Origin of the sequence: Burkholderia sp. AU33803 (assembly GCF_002223095.1) — a bacterium.
Classification (GTDB): Bacteria; Pseudomonadota; Gammaproteobacteria; order Burkholderiales; family Burkholderiaceae; genus Burkholderia.
This window is the reverse complement of sequence record NZ_NKFJ01000009.1, coordinates 307,301-328,682: the sequence shown is the minus strand read 5'-3', so window position 1 is coordinate 328,682 and position 21,382 is coordinate 307,301. Positions and strand designations below refer to the sequence as shown.

Genomic DNA, 21,382 nt, shown 5'->3' with positions numbered 1-21,382 from the left:
TGCATCGTAAAACCTTCGAAATGAATGAGGGAGCTCAGGGAAGCTTGCGAATCGCGCTTTCCAGCGTGTCGCGCAACACTTGGCGCTGCTCGGGCGTGAACCGGTGCAGGTTGAGCACTTCGAGCAGGGCGATGCCGTCGAGGGCGACGACCAGCGCGAGCACCTGCCCCGCATCGGGGCCGCTTTGCGCAACCCGTGCATAGCTGCGCGAGAAAAAATCCCGCACGGGACCGGCCAGATGCGGATACAACGACGTGGCGGCCAGCAGGTTGGCCAGCAGCAGGCGGCGGTCTTCCGGCATGTCGAAGGTCAGCTTCGACAGCTCGGCCATCGACGACTTCAACGGCTTCGCGGAAGCGTCCGCCTCACGCGCGTCACGTGCCTCCTGCGCCCGCAGGTCCAGCATGTCCAGTTCGCCGACCACCCGCTCGATCAGCGCAGCCAGCAAGTCGTCGCGCGTTTTGAAATGGTAGACAAGGCCCGCTTTCGTGACCTTCGCGGCAGCGGCCACGGCTTCAATGGTCAGGTTCTGGATACCCTGGCTGGCCACGAGCTCGGCCGCGGCATCGAGAAGACGGTCGCGTGAACTGCTGCGGCCGGCTCGTCGCTCGGAAGTCGACATGGTGCATCTCCTTGGGATTGAAACTTAACTATACGTACAGTATAGTTTCACGAACTCCATGTCAAGACTCAAGGTAAATCCATGACGCCCGCTGTTTCCCGCCCCGTTTCCGCGCACCGAGTGCTGACCTGTCTCGCCGTTGCCGCGACACTCGCCCTCGGCGGCTGTGCAACCGCCCCGCCCAGCCACGTCGCCACGACGCCCGCCGTTGCGGCGCCCTCGCAATGGGCCGAAACGTCCCCCGGGAACCAGGGCACCCTCGGCGACATGTGGTGGCGGGATTTTGGCGATCCGGTGCTCGATCGGCTCGTGGACAGCGCGCTCGATGCCAACCGCGACCTGAAGATCGCCGCGGCGCGCCTCGCGCAGGCGCGCGCGCTCGGCGACAGCGCCGAGGCGGAGCGCCGTCCGCGGCTGGATGCGATGGCGCGCGGCGAGCGCGGGCGCGAAAACAGCGTCGATCCGCGTGCGGAGCGCAGCGGCGTCGGCTTGCGTGCCGCGTGGGAAGTCGATCTGTTCGGGCGCGGTGCGTTGCTGGTGGACGCCGCACGGTCCGACAGCGATGTCGCTCGCGAGGCGCTCCGCGCGGCCCGCATCGCGCTGGCCGCGGACGTCAGTACCGCCTACTTCGAATTGCGCACGCTGGAGCGGCGCTCCGCGCTCAAGCGCGAGGCGCTCGAGGTTGCGCAAAGGCAGGCGGTCGTGGCGGCGCGCAAATTCGCCGCGGGCCAGGTGACGGCGCTGGATGTCGAGCGCTGGCGTGCCGAACTGGCGCAGGAACAGGCGTCGCTTGCCCAGCTCGATGGCGAACACCGGGTGCGCTTGCATCAGCTCGCGCTGCTCGTCGGCAGCCCCCAGGCGCCCGAGCTCGGCGCGCAAGCCGTGCCGGCCGCACTGCCCGCGCCGCCCGCGACGGTGTTGCCCGCCACGCTGCTCGAGCGCAGGCCCGACGTGCAGCGTCAGGCGCGTGCGCTCGACGCCGCGCTCGCCCGTGCCGGCGCTGCCCGGAAAGAGGTCTATCCGCGCCTCCAGATCGAGTGGGCCGGAACGAAGGAAAGACTGGCCGCGGTCGGCGACGGCGCCGCGCCTCGCGTGGCGGTCGGCTATGGCGTGTCGGTGACGCTGCCCATCCTCGACGGCGGCCGAATTCGCGCCAACGTCGCGGTGCACGATGCGCGCGCGCAGGAAGCGATGGCCGAGTACGAAAAGGCCATGCTGGCGGCGCTCGTCGACGTCGAGACGAGCCTGGCCCGATGGTCCGCATCGGATCGCTCGATGCAGGAGTGGCAGCGCGCCGAGGCGGCCGGCAAGGTCGCCGCCCGCAATGCGGCCAGACTGTATGACGCTGGCCAGGCCGACATGAGCGATGTGCTCGCCGCACGCCACGCGCACCTGCGGTCCCGCGACGCGCTGGAAACGGCAATCGGCGCACAGTGGGAGGCCGCGGTCGGCCTGCGCCGCACCTTTGCCGGGGCCGTCTAGGCGGCCTCGCCGATGCGCCCGCGACGCTTGCGTATCGACGACACGCGCTGGCTGCACCCACGTGGGCGCGAAGCATCCGCGTTGCTATCGCACACCTCACTCACTTCGCATGCCGAAGTTCGCCACCCACTGGCGCGGAAGCCGAGGAAGCCGCCGACGGCGCATTCATGTACGCCGGCGCCGCCTTCGTCTTCTGCCGAACGCCCGGCGGTGGCGCGACCGGGCGCCGCTCCATGTCGGCCAGCATCTGCCCGCACGGCAACGGACGGCTGCGGCCCGGCTGCAGCAGCGCCAGCAGACTGGCGAACGGATTCAGCAAGCCCAATCCGACCGCGGCGCCGCCCCGCGCGATCAGCGGGCCCGCCTTCACCCCGACGTGCGGTTGCTTGAAGGATCCGGTGACGTACAGCGGCGAGCGGAGCGATATCACCCGGAATCCCTTGGTATGCGGATGGATCGTCAAATTCATGGTCTCGTCCCGCAGGTTCACGTTGCCGTCCATGCCGATCACCGCATCCTCGGTGTCGAGCGCGAATACGCGCGAGTCGAGCACGCCGTTGGTGGCCACGAAGTCGGCCACGCCGCAGTTGATCTTGACGTCGCGTGTGCCGAACAGTTTCTCGTACACCACGTTGGCGACGTTCAGCCCCGCGGCTTCCATCAGCAAGAGGCTCACCGTCCCGTCGGTCACCAAGGTCTTCACCTCGCCGTTGGCAGTCGCGGCCAGCGCCGCCGGCGAATTGCCGGTGGCCGATAACGCGGCATCGCCGTTGACCTCGCCGAGCGCCGTTTGCATCACCGTGAAGGTCGGGAACAGTTGCTTGAGTTTCAGATGCCGCGCCTGCAGCGAGAACCGCCCTTTGAGCGGTACGCCGCTGCCGTCCAGGTGGATGTTCGACGCCAGCGTCCCGCCCGCGACACCAAAGTTCAGCGGGTTGAGCGTCAGCACGCCGTCACGCATCACGAGATGGGTCGACAGGTCGGTGATCGGCAGGCTCGCGGTCTTGACGATGCGCCGACCGGTGAATCGAACGTCGGCGTCGATCTTCTTCCAGCGGTCCGTGCGAAATGTCTCGACCGGCAACGCCTTGTTCGTGGGCTGGGCGACAGCGGCGCCCCGCCGCGCCTTGCTGGCATTCGTGTCGGCGCCGATGAGCGGCGCGAGGTCGGCGAACTGCAGCAGCCTCGACTCCAGCGTGCCGGACAACAACGGCCTCGGTTCGCGCGACACGTACACCAGCGTGCCGCCGAGATCGCTGCCGCCGACGCGTCCCGTGAAGTTCTCGTACTTGAAGACGTTCCCGGACGCCCGGAACTGGCCGACCAGCCGGCCGTCGGTCGCATAGGGCGAGGTTTCGGGCAGCGTGATGCCCGTGACGTCGTACAGCGTCGCCATGCTGGTGCCCGCCAGCCATAGCCTGAGATCGACCGCGGCCAGGTGAGACGGGTCCGTCAGCGTGCCGACCAGCGCCAGGTGCGTATCGCCGAAGCGCAAATCGGCCTGAACCGGAAACGGACGTTGCGCGCCGCGTACGTCGAGCAAATTGCCGATCTTGCCCGTGCCGGCGACCTTGCCCTTCTTGTAGATCCCCTTGACGGTCCAGCCGATCGTGTAAGTGCCGACGCCGGTGGAGGGCGCGGGTGCCGAGGCCGCTGCCCCAGGTGCGGCAGTCGCGGGAGCGTTCGACACCGCCACTGGGCCGGATGCAGCCGGCGCGATCGCGGTGCCGGATGTCGTCGCAACAGCATGCGAAGCCGCGGCCAGGGCTTGCGAAGCCGCTGCCGATGCGCGTGACGCCGCTTCGGCACCCGATGCAGGCACCACCGGTTGCGCCGCACCCGCGTGCGCCTGGGCCGCGAGCTTCTTCTGACCTGCCGGGCCGACGGCCCGTGCCGATTCGTGGTGCGCCAACGCCTCCTGCTGTTTCATTACCGCGCCGAACGGGATCGGCTGGCCAAGCGTGTCGATCACCGCACTCAGGTCGAACTGCTTTTGCTGGTCGTAGTAGCCGAGATTGCCTTGGGCAAACGCGATCTCATGCAGGTCGAGCGCCCATCGGCCCGACTGGGCGGACTGCTTGAACTTGAACGTCCAGTTGGCTCGCCCGTCCTTCAGGCGTTCGAGGTCGACGGACGGATTGACCAGATCGATTGCCGGAATCACGATGCGGCGTGCCAGCAGCGGCAGCGCCTCGACCTCGAAACTGATCGCGTCCAGCGTGACGAAATACTTCGTGCGCGCCCAGTCGGGGTTGGCGATCGTGACATTGTGTGCGACGAATCGCGGCCAAGGCACCCAGGCGCGCCAGCCGTGCTCGCTCGCGGGCCGACGCCACCCGACCTGTAGGTCGCCGTTGATCGCGAACTGCCGTCCGATCGCGTCCGACACCTTGTCATCGATCCAGGGCCGGGCTCGATTCCAGTCGAACGTCACGATGACGATCACCAGTGCGGCAAGCGCCAGGGCGACGCTCACGGCAAGCCACGCGGCCGCCTTGCCGACGCTGTGGCCGATGTGCATTGCTCACTCCCCCAGTTTGCTGCCCGGTATCGAGCAAGGCGCGTTCCTGCAGACAGGAGCCTTCCGCCAGATGGCGTTCGGGCATTCGAAATGGGGTTCGTGCTGCAACGTGAGGAGGCGCGCGAGACCCGCCAGTTCGGCCGCCCACCGTCGATGCTCGGCCCGGAACAGACACGATGGTGGAAAACCTTGATGAAGGACTCGCCGGCCACCTGGAAGGTATGGGGCAACGAAGTGATGTTGAACCGTCTGTGGTTCGTGATGCCGGGCGCACCCGCGGCGCCGGCGGCCCGCCTCGTGGTGGATTGCGACGCATGGGACGGCTATCCCGCGCACAAGCACGAACTGCTCGCATACCTGAGGGAGCACGGGATCCGTAACGTCGTCGCGATCACCGGCGACCTGCATGCCTTTCAGGGCGGCGTCGTGCGCGACGATCCCGATCCCGCGACGGGGGTGCCGGTCATCGTCGATTTCGTCTGCGCCGGCATCAGCAGCATGTCCTTCTATACGTACCTGAAAGCCGCATGGAACGGCACACCGCTCGCGTCGATCGTGGCGACCCCGGCCAGGCTCGACCGCTTCCTGACGGCGAACAACCCCGATCTGTGCCACGCCGACCACGACGCGCAGGGTTATGCATCGGCCACCGTCACGCCGGAATACTTTTCCGTCACGTTCAACAAGGTGAAGCCGTTGAACCCGGACGGCACCGCGCCCGCGGATGCACTGCTCGGCCGCACGCGCTTGACGGTGCCCAGGGATTCAGTCGAGGTACGCATCGAACGTATCTAGACGCCGACGCGGCGCGTCAGTGGAAATGTCCGCCGAACAGCCCAAGCAATCCAATGACGATCAGGTAGATCGCGACGATGTAGTTCAGCAGGCGCGGTACCACCAGAATGAGAATCCCGGCGATCAGCGAGACCAATGGGCTCCAGTTCGTGAATGTGTGCATGGCGTTGCCCTCATGACAATAGATCGCGAAATCGCTGGGTGAAGCGCCTCACCGAGACACGACGGGCATGTGTCGTGCAGCGTTTCATTGCGGGCCCGAGCGATTTCCGTGCCTGGCTCGGCGCGCGAGCCCCTGTGACGATACTGGCATGCCTTCAAGCCATGGCGTTCGCGCATCTCACGGCGCTTGGTCGTGCCAAAGCCGTCACGCGCCGCGGCGTCGGGACGGAATTGACAAGGGCTTGAAAAATCGTCCGCAGATCGCGTGCCGGGAAGGATGTCGATCGTGGCACCCGCAAGGGGACGGGAAACGGTCCCGTACAAGGACGCTTATGACGAGCGAGCAGCTTGCGTGCCCGGTTGTCTGGTTCGCGCCACACCGAGCCCGTATGGGCGGGCCGGAGCGTGATCCTAAACGTGTCGAGGAACGTCGTCATCGGCGTGGCCATTCGATCCCGAATCACGCCTCGTCACACCGCGCCACGCGTGATCACACCTTTCGCATCCACGCCGGAACGACCGCTCTCCTTTCATCAGCAACACCCTTCAAAAGCGACGGGTTAACCATGATCGACCGTCGAAAAACGCCATGTTAACTTCCTCGATCATACGACTTGGTCACTTGACCTGATTTGTCGCGAATACGCCGGGTCACCGGAAAAACCCGGCGAATACCTTCATGTCTGTCGCTTCCGGGACCAGTACTGGAGCACCCGGAGGTGGCGACAACGTCGGGAACCACGTGCGTGTTCCGTCAACTGGCGTAACAGGAACGAATGGCAGTAAGCGAAGGTATACGTAGTCAAATGACTCAGTCAGAAATTCGACTTGATGTTCGGATCACCACCCGAATCAGAACGTGACGCCGCGTCTGGTTCACCCGTCCACGCAACTTCGAGGCAAACATGAACGCAACTATTCAGACCATTCAGGACGCGCTCCCCACCGTTCCCAAACAGACCAGCGCGCAAGAGATCGTGTCGCTCATGAACCAATATGGTGGAGTCCGAATCACGAATTATCTGACCCAGGAGCAGGTCGCGAACATCAATCGCGAGGTCGATGCGCCGCTCGAGCGGCTTCGCGAAGGGTCGTCGCACGACAACGAACTGATCAAGGAATTCCACGGCACCTATACGAAGCGCCTGACGAACATGGTCACGCACAGCAAGACGTTCGGAGACGTGCTGGACGACGACCTCTTTCATGAACTCGGCGAGGTGCTGTACCGCGAAGAGTCCGGCGACTGGTGGCTTTCGACCGCGCAGGTCATCGACATCGGCCCGGGCAACACGGCACAGATGCTGCATCGCGACGTCGGCAATTTCCCTCCCCTGTGCGCGCTCGGCGTCAACGGGCCGACGGTATTCACCAACCTCATGATTGCGCTGACGCGCTTCACCGAGGAAAACGGCGCCACCCGAATCATTCCGGGGAGCCAGAACTGGGACGAGGATTACTTCGACAGCAAGGGCACGCCCGACATGACCATTGCCGCCGAGATGGATGCCGGCGACGCGTTGCTGTTCAGCGGAAAGGTGATCCACGGCGGCGGCGCGAACGTAACGAAGAACGAGCGCCGGCGCGGGCTCACGATTCCGATGCAACCGTCCTACCTGACGCCGGAGGAAGCGTATCCGTTCATCGTCGAGATGGACACCGTGCGGCGCCTGTCGAAACGCGTTCAGCGAATCATCGGCTTCCGCTCGCAATATCCGGCCGGCACGCCGGGCCTGTGGCAAGTCGACTACGACGATATCGCGACGCATCTCGGTCTCTGAGCCACGAACAGACACCTGCATCCGTCCGGGAGGGGGATCCCCCTCCACGGATTCCGTAATGCACATGCACGGGCCACGACAGCATCACCGCCAGCGAAACACCCCATGAAGATCGACCTGACGAATCGCGTTGCGATCTTGAGAACGATGCGGGGATTGCGCGCTTTTCCAGGGATGGCCCTCAAGAATCGACTTTCTATTGCACCTCATCCAACTCAGGAGCGTGATCATGGTGAAGCGTTTATTCGTCGCAATCTCTCTCGTTGTCGGGCTCCTTCTTGTATTAAGTCCGGGATTCATGGTTCTCTACCATATCGAGCACTACGACTCGAGCCAATAGGCTTCCGCTGGCAAGATCGAACATGCCGGCGTAGCCTCGCGCGCGGATCGTGTCGAACGCGATCCGCGTGACGCAGCAAGGCTGCATTCGCGCAGCGAGTTAGCCGGCACGTCGATCAAACGACGAGACGCGAGATTTCGGATGCGGCATTCCCCAACATCCCGGGGATTCAAGTAAATGGTCATATGACTCAGTCATGAGACTTGATATCGGGTCTGACGTTCCCAGAACGAATTTTTCACAAGGAGTCGCACATGGACAGGCTGGCAAGGAAGAACGAGTGGTTCGCAAGAGCCGAAAAGGTCATCCCGGGCGGAATGTACGGTCATCAGAGCGTCAAGTATCTGACGGAAGATTTCCCGCTGTACTTCGCAAAAGCGAAAGGGGCCCATCTCTGGGACGTCGACGGCAACCAGTACATCGACTACGTGTGTGGCTACGGCACGAACCTGTTCGGCTACGGCAACGAGCGGATCGAGCAAGCCGCGGCCCTGCAGCTGCAGAAGATCGACACGGCGACGGGCCCGAGCGAGGTGATGGTTCAGCTTGCCGAGGCGCTCACCCAACAGGTTAGCCACGCCGACTGGGCGATGTTCTGCAAGAACGGCTCGGACGCCACGTCGATGGCCATGGTGATCTCGCGCGCGTATCGCGAGAAGCGGAAGATTCTCGTTGCGCGCGGCACGTACCATGGTGCATCCCCGTGGAACGTGCCCTATACGACGGGGATTACCAAGGAAGACCGCGCTCACGTCGTCTACTTCGAGTACAACGATATCGAGAGTCTCAATGCCGCGGTCAAGAGCGTCGACGGTGACGTAGCGGCCATCTTTGCAACGCCGTTCCGGCACGAAGTGCTTTACGACCAGTTTTTCCCGTCGATCGAGTACGCGAAGGAATGCCGTCGCCTCGCGGACGAGCAGGAAGCGCTTCTGGTCGTCGACGAGGTCCGCACGGGGCTGCGCCTGTCGCGTGATTGCTCATGGTCGGACTGGGGCGTGCACCCGGACCTCAGCTGCTGGGGCAAGGCCATCGGCGGCGGCTATGCGATCGCGGCGGTGCTCGGTTCGGACAAGGCACGAGAGGCGGCGACGAACATTTTCGTCACGGGCTCCTACTGGCTCTCGGCCGTGCCGATGGCCGCGGCCATCGAAACGCTGCGCCTGGTACGTGAAACCGACTACCTCGAACACACCAGGCGGTTGGCGGACATGCTGCGCGCCGGCCTCGCCGAGCAAGCCGAGCGGCATGGCTTCGAACTCAAGCAGACCGGGCCGAGCGTCATGCCCCAGATGCTGTTCGCGGGTGACGACGAGCTCGTGTCGCGCGGGCGGGCGTGGACGTCGGAAGTCATCAAGAATGGCGCCTATCTCCACCCGTGGCACAACATGTTCTTTACGGCGAGCCATACCGACGAAGACATCGCGCGGACGCTCGAGGCGACGGAAACGGCGTTTGGTGCGATCAAGCAGAAGGCGGTGGCAGTGAGCCGCCTGGATATCCTGGACACCGTGCAGCGTTGATGCCGGATGCTGGATGAGCCTTCGGCCTGCGGCCGAAGGCTGTATTGCCGAGCGCATTCGCCCGGCGTCAAAACCCTGAGCGGCCGCGTGGGCAATCGACACGCCCGGCTTCAGGCCAGGCTCGATCCACTCCCGAACCGCGTCTTCGTCAAGTTCCAGTCGGTCATCCCGCCCGCGGCCCACCGGCATTCTGCTTCGAAGGTCTTGTTTCTTCGTCGTCAAGGCCCGAGTGCATGGGTCCACGCAGACACTTTGCCTCAGACCTTCTTGCCCTCGTCAATCAGGTTCGGTCGTCGACGACTCGGTCAGTCGCCGGCGCGGAAGATCGTCGGTTGGACGTGGGTGAAGTTCCGCACATCGCCGACCACCTCCGCCGTTCTGGCCGAAGCCAGCGCGGCGTCGATTCCAGCCTGATCGCTGAAACGCAACAGCGTGACGCAGGCAAAGGGCTGCGGGCCCGGAGCCGGAAACAGAACCTCCACCGACTGCAGGCCACATTCGCCCCACGCCGCCCGAACGAGCGACGCGTGGGTGGCGAGATAGTACTCGCGATCAAATTCCATACCCTCTACAGCGGGATAACTCACGATCAAGGTAGCCATATCCGATCTCTCGCATGAAGATTCAAATACATTCCCGCAGGAACGCGACCATTACTGCGGCTTTCGCTCCAGGCGACCAAGGGCATAACCCCGAATCAGATTCCCTTCCTTTTCCTGCACCCGTTCCAGCGCACAATAGGCGTAATACAGCGAAACCGACATATAAGACCAAGAAAGCAATGCAAATATATAGAAGATCATATGATCGCTGTCGCCAGGGATATGAAAGAAGTCGTAGACGGTCGCAATGATCTGCGTGGATACGAGTGTCAGGATCACACTTGCAGCATTACGATACTCTCCGGCATTCGCCAGTTTCTTGACAACGTAAATGAGGTAAAGCGAGAACAACGACCACATCACCAGATAGAAGTACGGCTTGGGTGCAATCATGAAATCCGCGGTCCACAAGATGACCGTCCCCACCAGCGCACCCACCGCATACAACACGTCGCCGACAATCGATGGTTTATATCGATGCGTAACCGACATCATGCCCGCAACGATGATGATCGGCACGCCGAAACCTCTTGAAAACGCGTCGCAGAAAAGCGAGATGCTGAAAAAGATCGCCTTGCCGGTCAATGCATTGATCATCAAATTCGTTGCCGAGAACGTCACGACCAGCGACTCGAATCCGAGGAGACCATTGCGCTTCCGGAAGTACTTCACGCCACAAATGAACGAAGTCACGATCAACGCGAGATCAGCCAGGCAATAAAGATAGAACTTGAGTTCCATGAAAAAACTCCGTGATCGTCGAAATATTTGTCTGCCGCCATGTTCGTCATCCACGTTCACGGCAGTTTTTTGCGCTGCCCGTCGGCGCGTGAGGACGCTTCCAAGCGATGTCTGCTCCGCACTGGCATGTCAGGCATGCTGGCGCCGCCCAGGTACCGGTGCGGTCAGTGCGGCCACGCTCGGTTGATCGCTTCGCCGCGCACGTCAGGCGACCGCGGCTTCGGCATGTCTTGCCTTGAACTGCCGGATCGCCACGCTGGTCAGAAACATCGGCACCACCAGCAACCCGACGGAGAGCCAGCCGACCGCATGCAAACCGGCCACGCTGAACACCGTGCCCGCAATCGCCGGGCCCACCGTCAGGCCAAGATTGATTGCCGACGCACAGGTCGCGGTGCTTCTTCCGCTGGCATCCATTTGCGACAGTGCCGCCACCATATAAGGCGCCACCAGCGTGGCGCCGGCACTGACGAGCGCCGTCGACACGAGAAACGCCCACTTGCCGCCCACGCAATACATGCCCAGGCTGCATGCGATCAACAGCGCGAGTCCCAGGGCGATCGGTTTGAACAGACCCAGGCGATCGCCCAGCCAGTTGACCGCCACCCCCACCGGCAACTGGAGGGCCGCATTGAGCATGAACAGCATGCCGAGTTGCTCCGCTTCGACGCCCCGGGTCGCGGCGACCTCAGCGGCAAATCCCATGAGGGCCGTCTGCGAGACGTAGATGAAGAATGCGCTGATCAGAATCCCTCGGACGTCACTGGATTTGATGGCGTCCTTCGCGACCGCTTCCTCGCTTGCGTTGACGGCAGGATGCATGAACGCGCCGAAAAACAGCGCCGCCACGACCACGGCGAGCTGGACGGCATCCACCCCGATAGGACCCATCTTCACATTCAGGATCGGTACGACGTACATCGCACAGGAAAATATGACGGCCATCGCAACGGCGACTTGCGCCGCGATCTTCTCCGGGTGTTTGACGTGTGCAATCACCCCATACGCGCACACGCAGCTGACGCCCAACGCGGCGCCGAGAACCAGCTTCGCGGCGACGAATACATAGAAATCATGTGAAAACATCGCACACGTCGACAGGACGGCAAGCGCTGCCGCAGCGAGCGCGCCCGTTCTCTTGTTCAACGTCGCCGTGTGACGACCGAAGACGATGATGGAAAGCGAAAGACAGAGCAGCACCGCAGACGCCAGCCAACCGGCGGTGCTTTCGGACAACCCGAACCGGGCCATCGATTCCTCGATGCTGAATGGGAGCAGGTAGGTAGGCGTCCAGACCACGGCCCCTGTATAAAGCAGCGCGATTTTTCGGATTCCCTTGATTTCGACACTCACGATCGACTCCTTGTCGTTTGCATGAATACGAGATCGCGGCGTGGCATCGAATCGCCCTCTTGCTCGCATTCATACCGGCACTGTTTCGAAGACTGCTGCATCCAACCGAAAAATCGCACTATCAGAACGGCTCGCTGTGCACCGATCCAGGCATCCCGTCGAGTGAGCACGATGCCTCCCGATGATGGAATCGCCCGGTCTCCGCATGAGAACCGGGTCACGATTCCATCACCCAACCCGGGCGTTAATCGAAATGGCCGACCTCGAGGAAATCCTTCATCTTCAACAGGTCGTTCGGATCCGACATCTGACCGTTACGCTCGACGAAGCCGGCGAAAGTCGTGCCGTACGTCCAGCCGAGCAGGCGCTGCAGCTCTTCCGGATAGCGCTTCACGCGTTCGATCGGCAGCGTGAGGTACTGGTTTTCTTCCTGCCGGAGGATCGCCAAGTCATACGACATCGTCAGGCCGGTGCGCGGGGCATCGCTGGTGTTCTTGCCGCCGCCGTGATACGTGGAGCCGATGAAGAACAGCGCATCGCCGGCCGACATGGTCGCGGGAATGGCTTCCTCCTGCTTGGGCATGCGCTCGTCGTCCCACTTGTGGCTGCCCGGGATGACGAGCGTGGCGCCGTTTTCCGCCGTAAAGTCCGATACGGCCACCATCACCTGAAACCGGGCCTCGCGCCCATAGTTCGGGTGCCGCCAGAGCCATACGGAATCGTCACGATGCAACGGCTGAAGGCCCTGACCCGGCAGAATCTGGATGGCTTGCGTCACCCCCACCTGAATATCGGGCGCGACATCGACCTGGTTCTCGCCGCTCCAGATCTTGATCGGCGTCTGCAGGATGCTGCGCGCCGCACCCAGATAGAGCGGATGCAATGCAACCTCGGCCATCCAGTCGGTACGCGCGAAGAGGCGCGAGACACGACGCGTCTGTGTCCCTGCGAAGTAGTCGTCGACTCCGTTCGGAGCGGATTCGAGCGTGTCAAAGAGCGTGCGCTGGATTCGCGCAAGCAAATCGGAATCGAGAAAGTTCTTGACGATCGCTCCGCCATCCTGCCGAACCGCATGTGCGAGATCTTCAGGAGTGCTACCACTTGAGAGGCACTGCAACGACATGATGAATCCTCCAACAAATTGTCAATGATTAAAAAGTGCAGCGTATCCCCGGTCACCACTGCCTTCTGCAATGGATGACAGGATGCGCTCACGGAGCGCCTTCAGAATTCGCGGCGGCTGCCCGATATCTTCCTGCGCCTGCTGAAACAGTTCGGTTGCGCGTGCGTAGATGTCGAGGTCTGCGCCGCGCGGTTGATAGTCGGACGCCGCCACGGATTCGAACAGACCTTCGATGAAGTGGGTCTGACCGGCGAGATAGGTGGGAATCAGGTCGCGAATCTCGTCGATCGAAATGCCCGAGTTCACGACGAATCTGAGACCTTCCAGGAAGGCTGCGCCGGCACCAAAAACGAACGTGCCCGTCAACCCGGCATCGAGCACGTTCGGCACGTCGGGTCGTGCACTGACGTAGGTGGATTGCGGAGCAATCTTCCGGAGCAGAGGCTCCAGTTCGCTCCAGATCTTCTCGTCACCCCCAAAAAGGATGACGGCGTTCTCGCGGCCGATATCCGGCGGGAAGCACTGGATCGTTCCGCTGATGAAGTTTGCTCCGGCGCCGCGCACGATTTGATCCAGCTTCTGGACCTCGGACGGGCGCCCCGTGGCCAGGTTGACCACCGTTTTCCCTTTCAGGCGCTCGCCCAGCGCCTCGAAGTCCGCCGCGAGATCAACCGGTGTCGCCGTCACGACGACGATGACGTCCGCCTCGTCAAAGGCGGCGGTGGCACGCTCGGCCACCCGGGCCCCCAGTTCGCGCAGACGCTGCGCCTTTTCAGCCTTCCTGTTCCAGACGACGACTTCCGCGCCATCGTCGATCAGCGTGGCGGCAATGGCGGACCCCATCACCCCAAGGCCCAAGACGGCAATCACATGGCTCATTCGTATTCCCTATCGTTGTCGTTGACCGCACTACCGAGAAATGTCCTTCGTTCAAGTCAACCACACGAGTCATTAGACTTGGTCATATGACTATCAAGCAAGCCGTATGCCAATCGGATCCGGGTGTTCGCCCTTCGTGAAGGGCGGCTGATGCGCACGGTGGTGATGCGCATGCCCCGGTGCGGGGAATTCGCCGCACCAGATGATGCTCGGCGTCACGATCGCGGTGCAGGCGGTTGACTTGATCAAATGACCACGAATCTACAGGCACGAGTCTTATGCTTCGACAGGACATTGGGAATACGGAGTTTCCATTAGCCTCGTCATGAAGGTGTCGTACGAGCCAATGCAGTGGCGCCCGTTCCACGATCCGCACGGCTGCTTTACCGCGCACTTGCGAGGGTCACCGTACCTGCGCCGCTCTGCGACAGCCTCATCGAAACAGGCACGCAAGCGCCGCTCGACGAGCGAAGCCACGCTTGATGCGCCGGGCCGATCCCCGATGAGCGAATCCGCTTCCTGGTTCACGAAGCATGCCGCCGAACCGCACCACCATGGCGATGTTCGCCCGGCGTCGCGACGCATCGACGTCGCCACCATGACCGGCACGTGCCTGCGAATGGCACGTCTCACGTCGCCCTGGCGGCGCAACATCCGTGCGGGAACATGCCTTGTATTGCTTGCGAAATGCCGCTCATCGTCATGCTAATATCCGAGGATTCGACTACCCTGCATGGGTAGCGCCTTTGGACGAAGACATAAAACGGAGCGCTGGCTTATGCAGCGAGTACGGGCTGAAGTCCGCCGCCAGGACCTCGTAGCGGCGACTGTCGCGGTGATTGCCGAGCACGGTGTGAAGGGTGCCACGACCCGTCGCATCGCCGAGGCTGCAGGATGCCCACTGGCTTCCCTGCACTACGTCTTTCACTCAAAAGACGAACTGCTGTTCGCGGTCTACGAATCCCTGATCGACTTGATCCGCTCGGATAGCCCCGAGCCTCCGGAGCACGGCACCCTGTCGGAGCTGGCGGAGTTCAACCTGCGCTCCGTGATGACCTGGTTCGAAGCCAACCCGACCTACGCGAAGACCCAGTCGGAGTTGTATACGTGGGCGCTCCGACACCAGCCCGACATGGCCATTGGCGCCCTTCGCATCTCCCAGGAAGGCGCCCGCGCCAACCTGGCCGCCGCCGAGCCGCGTGCCGATGCCAAGGCGCTGGACGCCATCGCGCGGCTGACCATCGTCCTGATCGACGGATTGCTCTTCTCGTGGTTTGCCCAGGAAGATTCGAAACGTCTGGCTGCCGATGTCGACCACGCCAGCACGATGCTGGCCGCCTACGCGGCGACACTGGCAGACGCCCGTCCTGCCGCCAAGACCCCTCGCAAATCGGTACGGAAGCACTAAGCCGCTGCCGCCTGACCGGCACACCGGCTCCCCCGGTGCTCACCAAGCGGTCGCGTCGCCGCTTCAAATGGCTGCTCGACTCGCGGCGCATGACGTTTGCAATTTCGCCCATGCGCCGCCCTGCGCGCATGCTCCGCTCGACGGTGCTTTCAGCAACCGTTGCCCGTATCCGAGCGCGACACGTGCGACGTGAAGTCACCGGCGCCGCCGGGAATCCACATCGGCTGCGGCCAAGCACCCTGCTTCCATTCGCCTGAAAACCTGACGCTCCCGGCAGGCTGCCCGCGGTCGTGCGTTGCAGTGCTCGCGCTCGCGGGTTTACCTCCATCGACAGCGTATCTTTGTCTGCTTAACGTTTGCCGATCAAATGATCAAGTCATTAGATCGGATTTCAGAAATCGACTTGAGCGGACGCACCGGATATTCAAGGCACCCGTGGCCAGCCCCGTCCATGGACAAACTTTCAAGATGCCGACATAATTCACGAGCGTTATGGTCGCTTGACCATGTATCACGAATAAACGCTACACGTCTGCATGACGTGGACGCAAGAGGATTTGCGGGTACCGGAGTTTACCAATGACAAGAGTTCGCGCTGCGTTGCGGCGACAAGATTTCGTTGACGCTGCCGTTGAAGTCATCGCAGCGCACGGTGTCGCTGGGGCCACCACGCGGCGAATCGCCGAAGCCGCGAGTTGCCCGCTGGCATCGCTGCATTATGTATTCCATACCAAAGACGATCTGTTCGAAGCGGTGTACGAATCCCTGTTCGACCTGCTCGCGGCGAATGCTCTCGCCGACAGGGAATTTCATTCTTTCGGCGAACTCGCCGGATGGCAGCTGCGCAAGAATGTCGACTGGCTCGTGCAGCATCCGTCGTACGCCCGGGCACAGTCTGAACTGATCCAGTGGGCAGAGCGTCATCGCCCCGATTTCGCGTTGAAAACTTATGTCGAGACCATCGAGCGAACGATCGCTTACCTCGGCAAGTGCGCGCCACAAGTCAACCGTGACGCGATTGAATCCGTCGCCAGAATGAGCATCATCCTGATCGATGGATTGCTGAACAGTTGGCAAGGCGACACGAATATCCGCGAGCTCAGGGCGAACCTGGATAGTGTAAGTTCAGCGTTGGAGACGTTTGCCACCTCTCTCTCGAACTCGACGGTACAGGCTTGAGCGTCGCCCTGGCGTGTCAATGCACCATTGCCCGTAACCCGACGAGGCCCATCCACACGATGCTTCATGACAGGCCTCTGATCCTGCCACCTTTCCGTAGACGGACGTCCGCATACCGCCGGACGCCCGTCGTCGCTTCCCGCTAGCTGACAGCGCCCGGCGCCGCACCGAACATCGACTTCGTCTCGAGGAACTCCTCGATGCCGGCGTAGCCCCACTCTCGTCCGTTGCCGGACTGCTTGACCCCACCGAACGGCGCCGCGATGTCGACGGGCGCACCGTTCAAATGCACCATCCCGGTCCGCAACTGTCTCGCGACGCGCTCCGCCTGTTCGATCGAGTCGCCATAGACGTAGCCGGACAATCCGTATGGCGAATCGTTGGCAATGGCGACCGCATCCGATTCGTCCTGGTACGGGATGATCACCAGGACGGGGCCGAAAATCTCCTCGGTCGCGATCTTCATGTGATTGTTCACGCGGCTGAAGACCGTCGGCTTGACGTAGTAGCCTCGTTCAAGCCCCGACGGATTGCCGAGCCCGCCCGACAGGAGCACCGCGCCCTCGTCGATGCCCGTCTGGATCATCTCCTGCACCTTGCGATGCTGGCGCTGGTTCGCCATCGGCCCCATGGTCGTACCGGGATCGCGCGGATCGCCGACGACGACCTGCGCGCACGCCGCGACTGCGATCCGCTCCGCCTCCTCGAGCCGGTGCGCCGGCACCAGCATGCGCGAAGGCGCGGTGCACGTCTGGCCGGAGTTGGCCATCATCTGGAGCACCCCGTGCGTGACGCCCTGCTGAAAGTTTTCGCTGTCCAGAATGATGTTCGCCGATTTTCCGCCCAGTTCCAGCGTCACCCGCTTGATCGTCGTCGCAGCGGCCTGAGCGACCTCCACGCCAGCGCTCGTCGAACCGGTCAGCGACACCATGTCGAAGAGCGGGCTGGACGCAATGGCGCTGCCCAGGCGCTGCCCGGAGCCCTGCACGAGATTGAATACGCCGGGAGGAACGCCAGCCTTCTCGAGGATCTCGGCGAGAACAATCGCCGAGTACGGCGCATTCTGACTGGGCTTCAACACGATCGTGCAACCCGCCACCAGCGCCGGCGCCACCTTGCACATAACCTGATTCATCGGCCAGTTCCACGGCGTGATCAGCCCGCACACCCCCACCGGCTCCTTCACGATTCGCGACGTGCCCTGGGTGCGTTCGAACGGATACTGCTTCGCCACTTCCAGCGTCGTATGGAGATGCCAGAGCCCCAGTGCCGCCTGAAGCGGGCGGGAAATGGCGTCCATCGGCGCGCCCATCTCGAGCGTGATGGCGTCCGCCATATCCTGCAACCGCTCGGTGTATTCACCGATCACGCGCTCGAGCAACTTGAGCCGCTCGACGAGGGGCGTGTTCGAGAATGCCGCGAACGCGTCGCGCGCCGCCTGCGCGGCCAGGTTCACATCGGCTTCGTCGGAGAACAGCAACACGCCGGAGACTTCGCCCGTCGCCGGATTGATGATGTCGTGCTCCACGCCACCGTTCACCGGCTCGACCCAACGGCCGCCGATGAACGCCTGGCGGAGATGGTCTGCTTCGAAAATCGGCATCTGCTCGCTCCATGTCATTGGGTATCGAGGGCGAGTCCTCAGCCTTCTGGATCGCCCGGGAAGATCCATACTAACGTCTTTTTTGATCATTTGGCCAAGTCACATGACTCGGTAATAATCAGTATTGCCACCGGCAAGCCAAAGTAAGACGCTTCAGGGAACGAACCGTCATGCTGCTGCAAAGATCTGCAGTGCGTGTCACCGGATGACGGAGACGAAACCACGAGGCGGCTTCCGGCGAAGCGCGCAACACGACGAAGCCTCTTTTCTCAGGCGAATCGGTTCGGCTATCGAAGCGGACGTTCGACGATCACCGGCCGGCAAGCACAGGGCTGCTCGCCGCTCGCGTATCCAGGCAGGCATCACAGAGGGTTAACCTTCATCGACAAGGAATTTTTCGAGCAATACTTTCTACTACACGGTCATTTGATCAAGTCATATGGCAGACTTCACGCCGGATAGCCAGGAAGCAAGCAATCCGCAAGGAAGCGCGCCGGGATCCGGTCGCTTTTGACGTCAACATCGAACGACAACTCTCCCTCGGGAGCGAAGGGTAATTACCATGGCAATCATTCAAGTCCAGCAGATCATGCACGAGAATCCGCTGCATGCTCGCGCGCCGCATGAACCCCGCTATGAAGATGGCAGCGCCTTCTGTGACGGCAAGTACGTTCCCATCACCGAAGCGACCGTCCCGCTCGTCGACGCCGGGTTCCTGCACGCCGACGCGGCCTACGATGTCGTCACCGTCTCGCGGGGCAACTTCTTCCGGCTCGACGATCACCTCGCGCGCATGGAAGAGTCGTCGGCGAAGTTCTTCCTCGAGAATCCGTTCAATCGTGACCAGGTCCGGGAAATTCTCCACACGCTCGTGCGCAACGCGGGCCTGAAGGACGCGTACGTCTGGTGGTGCGTCACCCGCGGCCCGCTGAGCGTCGACCGCCGCGACCGCAGCGCAATGAAGAACGCGATGTTTGCGTTTGCCGTGCCGTTCTTCTTCCAGGCCGACGACGAAGTTCGCACGCGCGGCTCGAACCTGCTGATCAGCAAGCGATACAACCGCATTTCCGCGAAGGCGGTCGACCCCACGGCGAAGAACTTCCACTGGATGGACATGAAGCTCGCGCTCTTCGAAGCCATGACGCAGGAGAAGGACTGGGCGGTGCTCGTCGACGAACACGACAACCTCACCGAAGCAGCCGGTGCGAACGTGTTTTTCGCCAAGAACGGGGAGCTCTACACGCCCGCTGAAGGCTGCCTGCTGGGCATCACGCGCCAGAGCGTGTTCGATATCGCCGCCGAGCTCGGCATCAAGGTGAATATCGGTACGTACACCGCGACCCAGCTGCGCGAGGCTGACGAAGCATTCACGTCGTCGTCGGCAGGCGGGATCATGCCCGTCAGCGCAGTGGACGACCAACCGCTCGGCAATCACAACGGCCCCGGCCCGATCTCCGAGAAGATTCACAACCTCTACTGGGAAAAGCGCTGGGCAGGATGGCACGCGCAGCCGGCCGAGTACTTCTCGTCGGTCCCGGCATAAGCCGGAAGTCACTCAGAAGCGGTGCGCGTACGGAGCCGGCCCGGTCTAACGAGCCGCATCCGGCCCTGGTGGGCGCCCAATAGCTGCATGCATTGACAACCCGTCCGGCGCCCCATCCAGGCGCCGGTCGATACGAACTTCTACGTTATAGCGATGACCTGGAGTTCGGTGATTCAGTAAAACCAAGCACGAACACACCCCAATTCATTTCGCATAGCTAATAAACGGACGGGACTATCGGACCCTCATCCGTTTTCACCCATGCACAACCCTTTGGCGGGCGCACGTTACCTGGTCAAGGTCAAGGAGATAGCCGTGGTCAAGACTCATGCTTTCAAGAAATCCGCTTCGCTCATCCGAACGGCAGCGAAGTTGTCCGTCATCGCTTCCGCCGTCGCGATGTCCTTGACCGGTGCGCTTGCGGAAGGGACGGATGCTTCACATACGCCGTCGGGCGCCGAAATCGCCGGCACCGCGAGCGGCATTCCCGCCTGGACCCCCGTGGGCAACGTCGGCGCGGGCTGGAGCTACGGCAAGCGCCGCGCGGATTTCTTCAAATACAAGTCCGACAAGCCGCTGTACACGATCGACGCCAGCAACGTCGACAAGTACGCGGACAAGCTCAACCCGGGCCAGATCGCGCTGCTGAAGAACCTGAAGGGCTTCACGATGCCGGTCTATCCGTCCCGGCGCACGTGCGGCGTCCCCGATTTCGTCGCGGAGAACACGAAGAACAACGCGGGCTTCGCCAAGATGACCGCGGACGGATCGGAACTCGCCGACGCGCACCTGCCCGGCTACCCGTTCCCTGCGCCCAAGACCGGCGCGGAAGTGATGTGGAACGCGAAGGTGCACTACCGCGGCGCCGGCGTCGAGATGCGCGACATCATCACCGTCGTGTCGCCGCGCAAGGGCGCGTCCGACTGGATCAAGAACGTGTCCGACGCGTGGATCTACCAGCCGTGGGGCGACAAGGCCGGCACGACGTTCGCGAAGGTCAACCAGGTCGAAGGCAACGCCTACTACGCGTACAAGTCCCCGGCAGCCATTGCCGGCCAGGCCGCGATCTTCACGACCTACGCCGGCAAGCCGACCGAAGTCTTCTACTACTTCCCGGGGCAGCGCCGCACCCGTCGCATGCCGTCGTATGCGTACGATGCGCCGCAGATCGGCTTCGACAACCAGTACAACATGGACGAAGCGCTGGTCTTCTCCGGGCAGACGGACCGATTCTCCTGGAAGCTGCTCGGCAAGAAGGAAATGATCGTTACCTATAACGACCTGGGCATGTACGACTTCTCGGAAAAATTCGAAGACGCGTACGGCCCGGACTTCGTGAACCCGTCGAAGCGTCGCTACGAACTCCATCGCGTGTGGGTCGTGGAAGCCACGGTCAAGCAGGGGATGCGCCATACCGCGCCCAAGCGCCTCTTCTACGTCGACGAAGACAGCTGGAGCTACCTCGGCGCGGTGGACTACGACGCGCAAGGCAACATCTCGAAGGTTCGCGAGGGCTACATCATTCCGGTGTACGAAACGGGCAGCTGCGACACGCTCGCATTTGCGCAGTACAACCTCGTCGACGGCCGCTATCTCGTGGACGGTTCGATGCTCGCGGCCGGACGGGACGCGAAGTGGTCGGTCGACTCGTCGGCGGACCAACACTACAAGCCGAGCTTCTACAACGCCGATAATCTCCGTGCGTTGAGCGAGCGTTGACAGGGG

The 21,382-nt window shown here is 62.5% G+C and carries 17 protein-coding genes; 8 read left to right on the top strand and 9 right to left on the bottom strand.

The features are described from left to right. Positions 1-34: 34 nt before the first annotated feature. The gene (locus CFB41_RS36085; protein ID WP_089443989.1) at positions 35-622 is read right to left on the bottom strand and encodes a TetR/AcrR family transcriptional regulator; all 588 of its coding nucleotides are present in this window, start codon (positions 620-622) and stop codon (positions 35-37) included. Between the two features lie 81 nt (positions 623-703). On the opposite strand from CFB41_RS36085, the gene CFB41_RS36080 reads away from it, so the two are divergent. Continuing rightward, a complete protein-coding gene (locus CFB41_RS36080; protein ID WP_089459993.1) occupies positions 704-2,104 on the top strand; it encodes an efflux transporter outer membrane subunit in 1,401 nt (466 codons plus the stop codon). Between the two features lie 100 nt (positions 2,105-2,204). Here CFB41_RS36080 and CFB41_RS36075 read toward each other — a convergent pair whose 3' ends face one another. Then, positions 2,205-4,625 (bottom strand): AsmA family protein, encoded by a 2,421-nt coding sequence (locus tag CFB41_RS36075; protein WP_089459992.1) that lies wholly within the window; start codon positions 4,623-4,625, stop codon positions 2,205-2,207. Between the two features lie 99 nt (positions 4,626-4,724). Here CFB41_RS36075 and CFB41_RS36070 point away from each other — a divergent pair, with 99 nt between their 5' ends. Further along, positions 4,725-5,420: an alkaline phosphatase D family protein gene (locus tag CFB41_RS36070; RefSeq protein WP_256941395.1), complete on the top strand. Its 696-nt coding sequence runs from the start codon at positions 4,725-4,727 to the stop codon at positions 5,418-5,420. 16 nt (positions 5,421-5,436) lie between these two features. Here CFB41_RS36070 and CFB41_RS36065 read toward each other — a convergent pair whose 3' ends face one another. Then, entirely contained in the window at positions 5,437-5,583 is a 147-nt protein-coding gene (locus CFB41_RS36065; RefSeq protein ID WP_076841491.1) for a DUF3096 domain-containing protein, read from the bottom strand. A gap of 904 nt (positions 5,584-6,487) precedes the next feature. On the opposite strand from CFB41_RS36065, the gene CFB41_RS36060 reads away from it, so the two are divergent. Then, complete coding sequence (locus tag CFB41_RS36060) at positions 6,488-7,363, top strand: phytanoyl-CoA dioxygenase family protein (RefSeq protein WP_089459991.1); 876 nt, start codon at positions 6,488-6,490, stop codon at positions 7,361-7,363. 594 nt (positions 7,364-7,957) lie between these two features. Beyond that, positions 7,958-9,226, top strand: coding sequence for an aminotransferase class III-fold pyridoxal phosphate-dependent enzyme (locus CFB41_RS36055; protein ID WP_089459990.1), 1,269 nt, complete (start codon positions 7,958-7,960; stop codon positions 9,224-9,226). Between the two features lie 305 nt (positions 9,227-9,531). On the opposite strand, the gene CFB41_RS36045 is transcribed toward CFB41_RS36055, so the two are convergent. The 5 genes from CFB41_RS36045 to CFB41_RS36025 form a co-directional block, all read right to left on the bottom strand. Next, positions 9,532-9,828 (bottom strand): EthD family reductase, encoded by a 297-nt coding sequence (locus tag CFB41_RS36045; protein ID WP_089459989.1) that lies wholly within the window; start codon positions 9,826-9,828, stop codon positions 9,532-9,534. Between the two features lie 51 nt (positions 9,829-9,879). Beyond that, positions 9,880-10,569, bottom strand: coding sequence for a hypothetical protein (locus CFB41_RS36040; RefSeq protein WP_089459988.1), 690 nt, complete (start codon positions 10,567-10,569; stop codon positions 9,880-9,882). 204 nt (positions 10,570-10,773) lie between these two features. Beyond that, positions 10,774-11,922 carry an MFS transporter gene (locus CFB41_RS36035; protein WP_256941394.1) on the bottom strand — a complete coding sequence of 383 codons (1,149 nt, stop codon included), beginning with the start codon at positions 11,920-11,922 and terminating at the stop codon, positions 10,774-10,776. Positions 11,923-12,166: 244 nt separating this feature from the next. After that, the gene (locus CFB41_RS36030) at positions 12,167-13,045 is read right to left on the bottom strand and encodes a phytanoyl-CoA dioxygenase family protein (RefSeq protein ID WP_089459986.1); all 879 of its coding nucleotides are present in this window, start codon (positions 13,043-13,045) and stop codon (positions 12,167-12,169) included. Between the two features lie 21 nt (positions 13,046-13,066). Further along, complete coding sequence (locus CFB41_RS36025) at positions 13,067-13,924, bottom strand: NAD(P)-dependent oxidoreductase (protein WP_256941393.1); 858 nt, start codon at positions 13,922-13,924, stop codon at positions 13,067-13,069. 778 nt (positions 13,925-14,702) lie between these two features. Here CFB41_RS36025 and CFB41_RS36020 point away from each other — a divergent pair. Together CFB41_RS36020 and CFB41_RS36015 are read left to right on the top strand one after the other, a co-directional pair. Continuing rightward, positions 14,703-15,332, top strand: coding sequence for a TetR/AcrR family transcriptional regulator (locus CFB41_RS36020; RefSeq protein ID WP_089459984.1), 630 nt, complete (start codon positions 14,703-14,705; stop codon positions 15,330-15,332). A gap of 579 nt (positions 15,333-15,911) precedes the next feature. Further along, positions 15,912-16,511 carry a TetR/AcrR family transcriptional regulator gene (locus CFB41_RS36015; RefSeq protein WP_089459983.1) on the top strand — a complete coding sequence of 200 codons (600 nt, stop codon included), beginning with the start codon at positions 15,912-15,914 and terminating at the stop codon, positions 16,509-16,511. Between the two features lie 142 nt (positions 16,512-16,653). On the opposite strand, the gene CFB41_RS36010 is transcribed toward CFB41_RS36015, so the two are convergent. Continuing rightward, on the bottom strand, positions 16,654-18,114 hold the full coding sequence (locus tag CFB41_RS36010; RefSeq protein WP_089460144.1) for an aldehyde dehydrogenase family protein: 1,461 nt from the start codon (positions 18,112-18,114) through the stop codon (positions 16,654-16,656). Between the two features lie 562 nt (positions 18,115-18,676). Here CFB41_RS36010 and CFB41_RS36005 point away from each other — a divergent pair. Together CFB41_RS36005 and CFB41_RS36000 are read left to right on the top strand one after the other, a co-directional pair. Then, entirely contained in the window at positions 18,677-19,657 is a 981-nt protein-coding gene (locus CFB41_RS36005; protein ID WP_089443975.1) for an aminotransferase class IV, read from the top strand. A 399-nt stretch (positions 19,658-20,056) separates the two neighbouring features. Further along, positions 20,057-21,376: a DUF1329 domain-containing protein gene (locus CFB41_RS36000; protein ID WP_179243813.1), complete on the top strand. Its 1,320-nt coding sequence runs from the start codon at positions 20,057-20,059 to the stop codon at positions 21,374-21,376. The last annotated feature ends 6 nt before the right edge of the window (positions 21,377-21,382 follow it).

Excerpts from the sequence above, each read along its gene's own strand:
- CFB41_RS36025 (WP_256941393.1), bottom strand. The coding sequence starts at position 13,924 with ATGAGCCATGTGATTGCCGTCTTGGGCCTTGGGGTGATGGGGTCCGCC.
- CFB41_RS36040 (WP_089459988.1), bottom strand. The coding sequence starts at position 10,569 with ATGGAACTCAAGTTCTATCTTTATTGCCTGGCTGATCTCGCGTTGATC.
- CFB41_RS36060 (WP_089459991.1), top strand. The coding sequence starts at position 6,488 with ATGAACGCAACTATTCAGACCATTCAGGACGCGCTCCCCACCGTTCCC.
- CFB41_RS36030 (WP_089459986.1), bottom strand. The coding sequence starts at position 13,045 with ATGTCGTTGCAGTGCCTCTCAAGTGGTAGCACTCCTGAAGATCTCGCA.
- CFB41_RS36055 (WP_089459990.1), top strand. The coding sequence starts at position 7,958 with ATGGACAGGCTGGCAAGGAAGAACGAGTGGTTCGCAAGAGCCGAAAAG.
- CFB41_RS36010 (WP_089460144.1), bottom strand. The coding sequence starts at position 18,114 with ATGCCGATTTTCGAAGCAGACCATCTCCGCCAGGCGTTCATCGGCGGC.
- CFB41_RS36085 (WP_089443989.1), bottom strand. The coding sequence starts at position 622 with ATGTCGACTTCCGAGCGACGAGCCGGCCGCAGCAGTTCACGCGACCGT.
- CFB41_RS36000 (WP_179243813.1), top strand. The coding sequence starts at position 20,057 with ATGTCCTTGACCGGTGCGCTTGCGGAAGGGACGGATGCTTCACATACG.
- CFB41_RS36075 (WP_089459992.1), bottom strand. The coding sequence starts at position 4,625 with ATGCACATCGGCCACAGCGTCGGCAAGGCGGCCGCGTGGCTTGCCGTG.
- CFB41_RS36020 (WP_089459984.1), top strand. The coding sequence starts at position 14,703 with ATGCAGCGAGTACGGGCTGAAGTCCGCCGCCAGGACCTCGTAGCGGCG.
- CFB41_RS36045 (WP_089459989.1), bottom strand. The coding sequence starts at position 9,828 with ATGGCTACCTTGATCGTGAGTTATCCCGCTGTAGAGGGTATGGAATTT.
- CFB41_RS36065 (WP_076841491.1), bottom strand. The coding sequence starts at position 5,583 with ATGCACACATTCACGAACTGGAGCCCATTGGTCTCGCTGATCGCCGGG.
- CFB41_RS36015 (WP_089459983.1), top strand. The coding sequence starts at position 15,912 with ATGACAAGAGTTCGCGCTGCGTTGCGGCGACAAGATTTCGTTGACGCT.
- CFB41_RS36005 (WP_089443975.1), top strand. The coding sequence starts at position 18,677 with ATGGCAATCATTCAAGTCCAGCAGATCATGCACGAGAATCCGCTGCAT.
- CFB41_RS36080 (WP_089459993.1), top strand. The coding sequence starts at position 704 with ATGACGCCCGCTGTTTCCCGCCCCGTTTCCGCGCACCGAGTGCTGACC.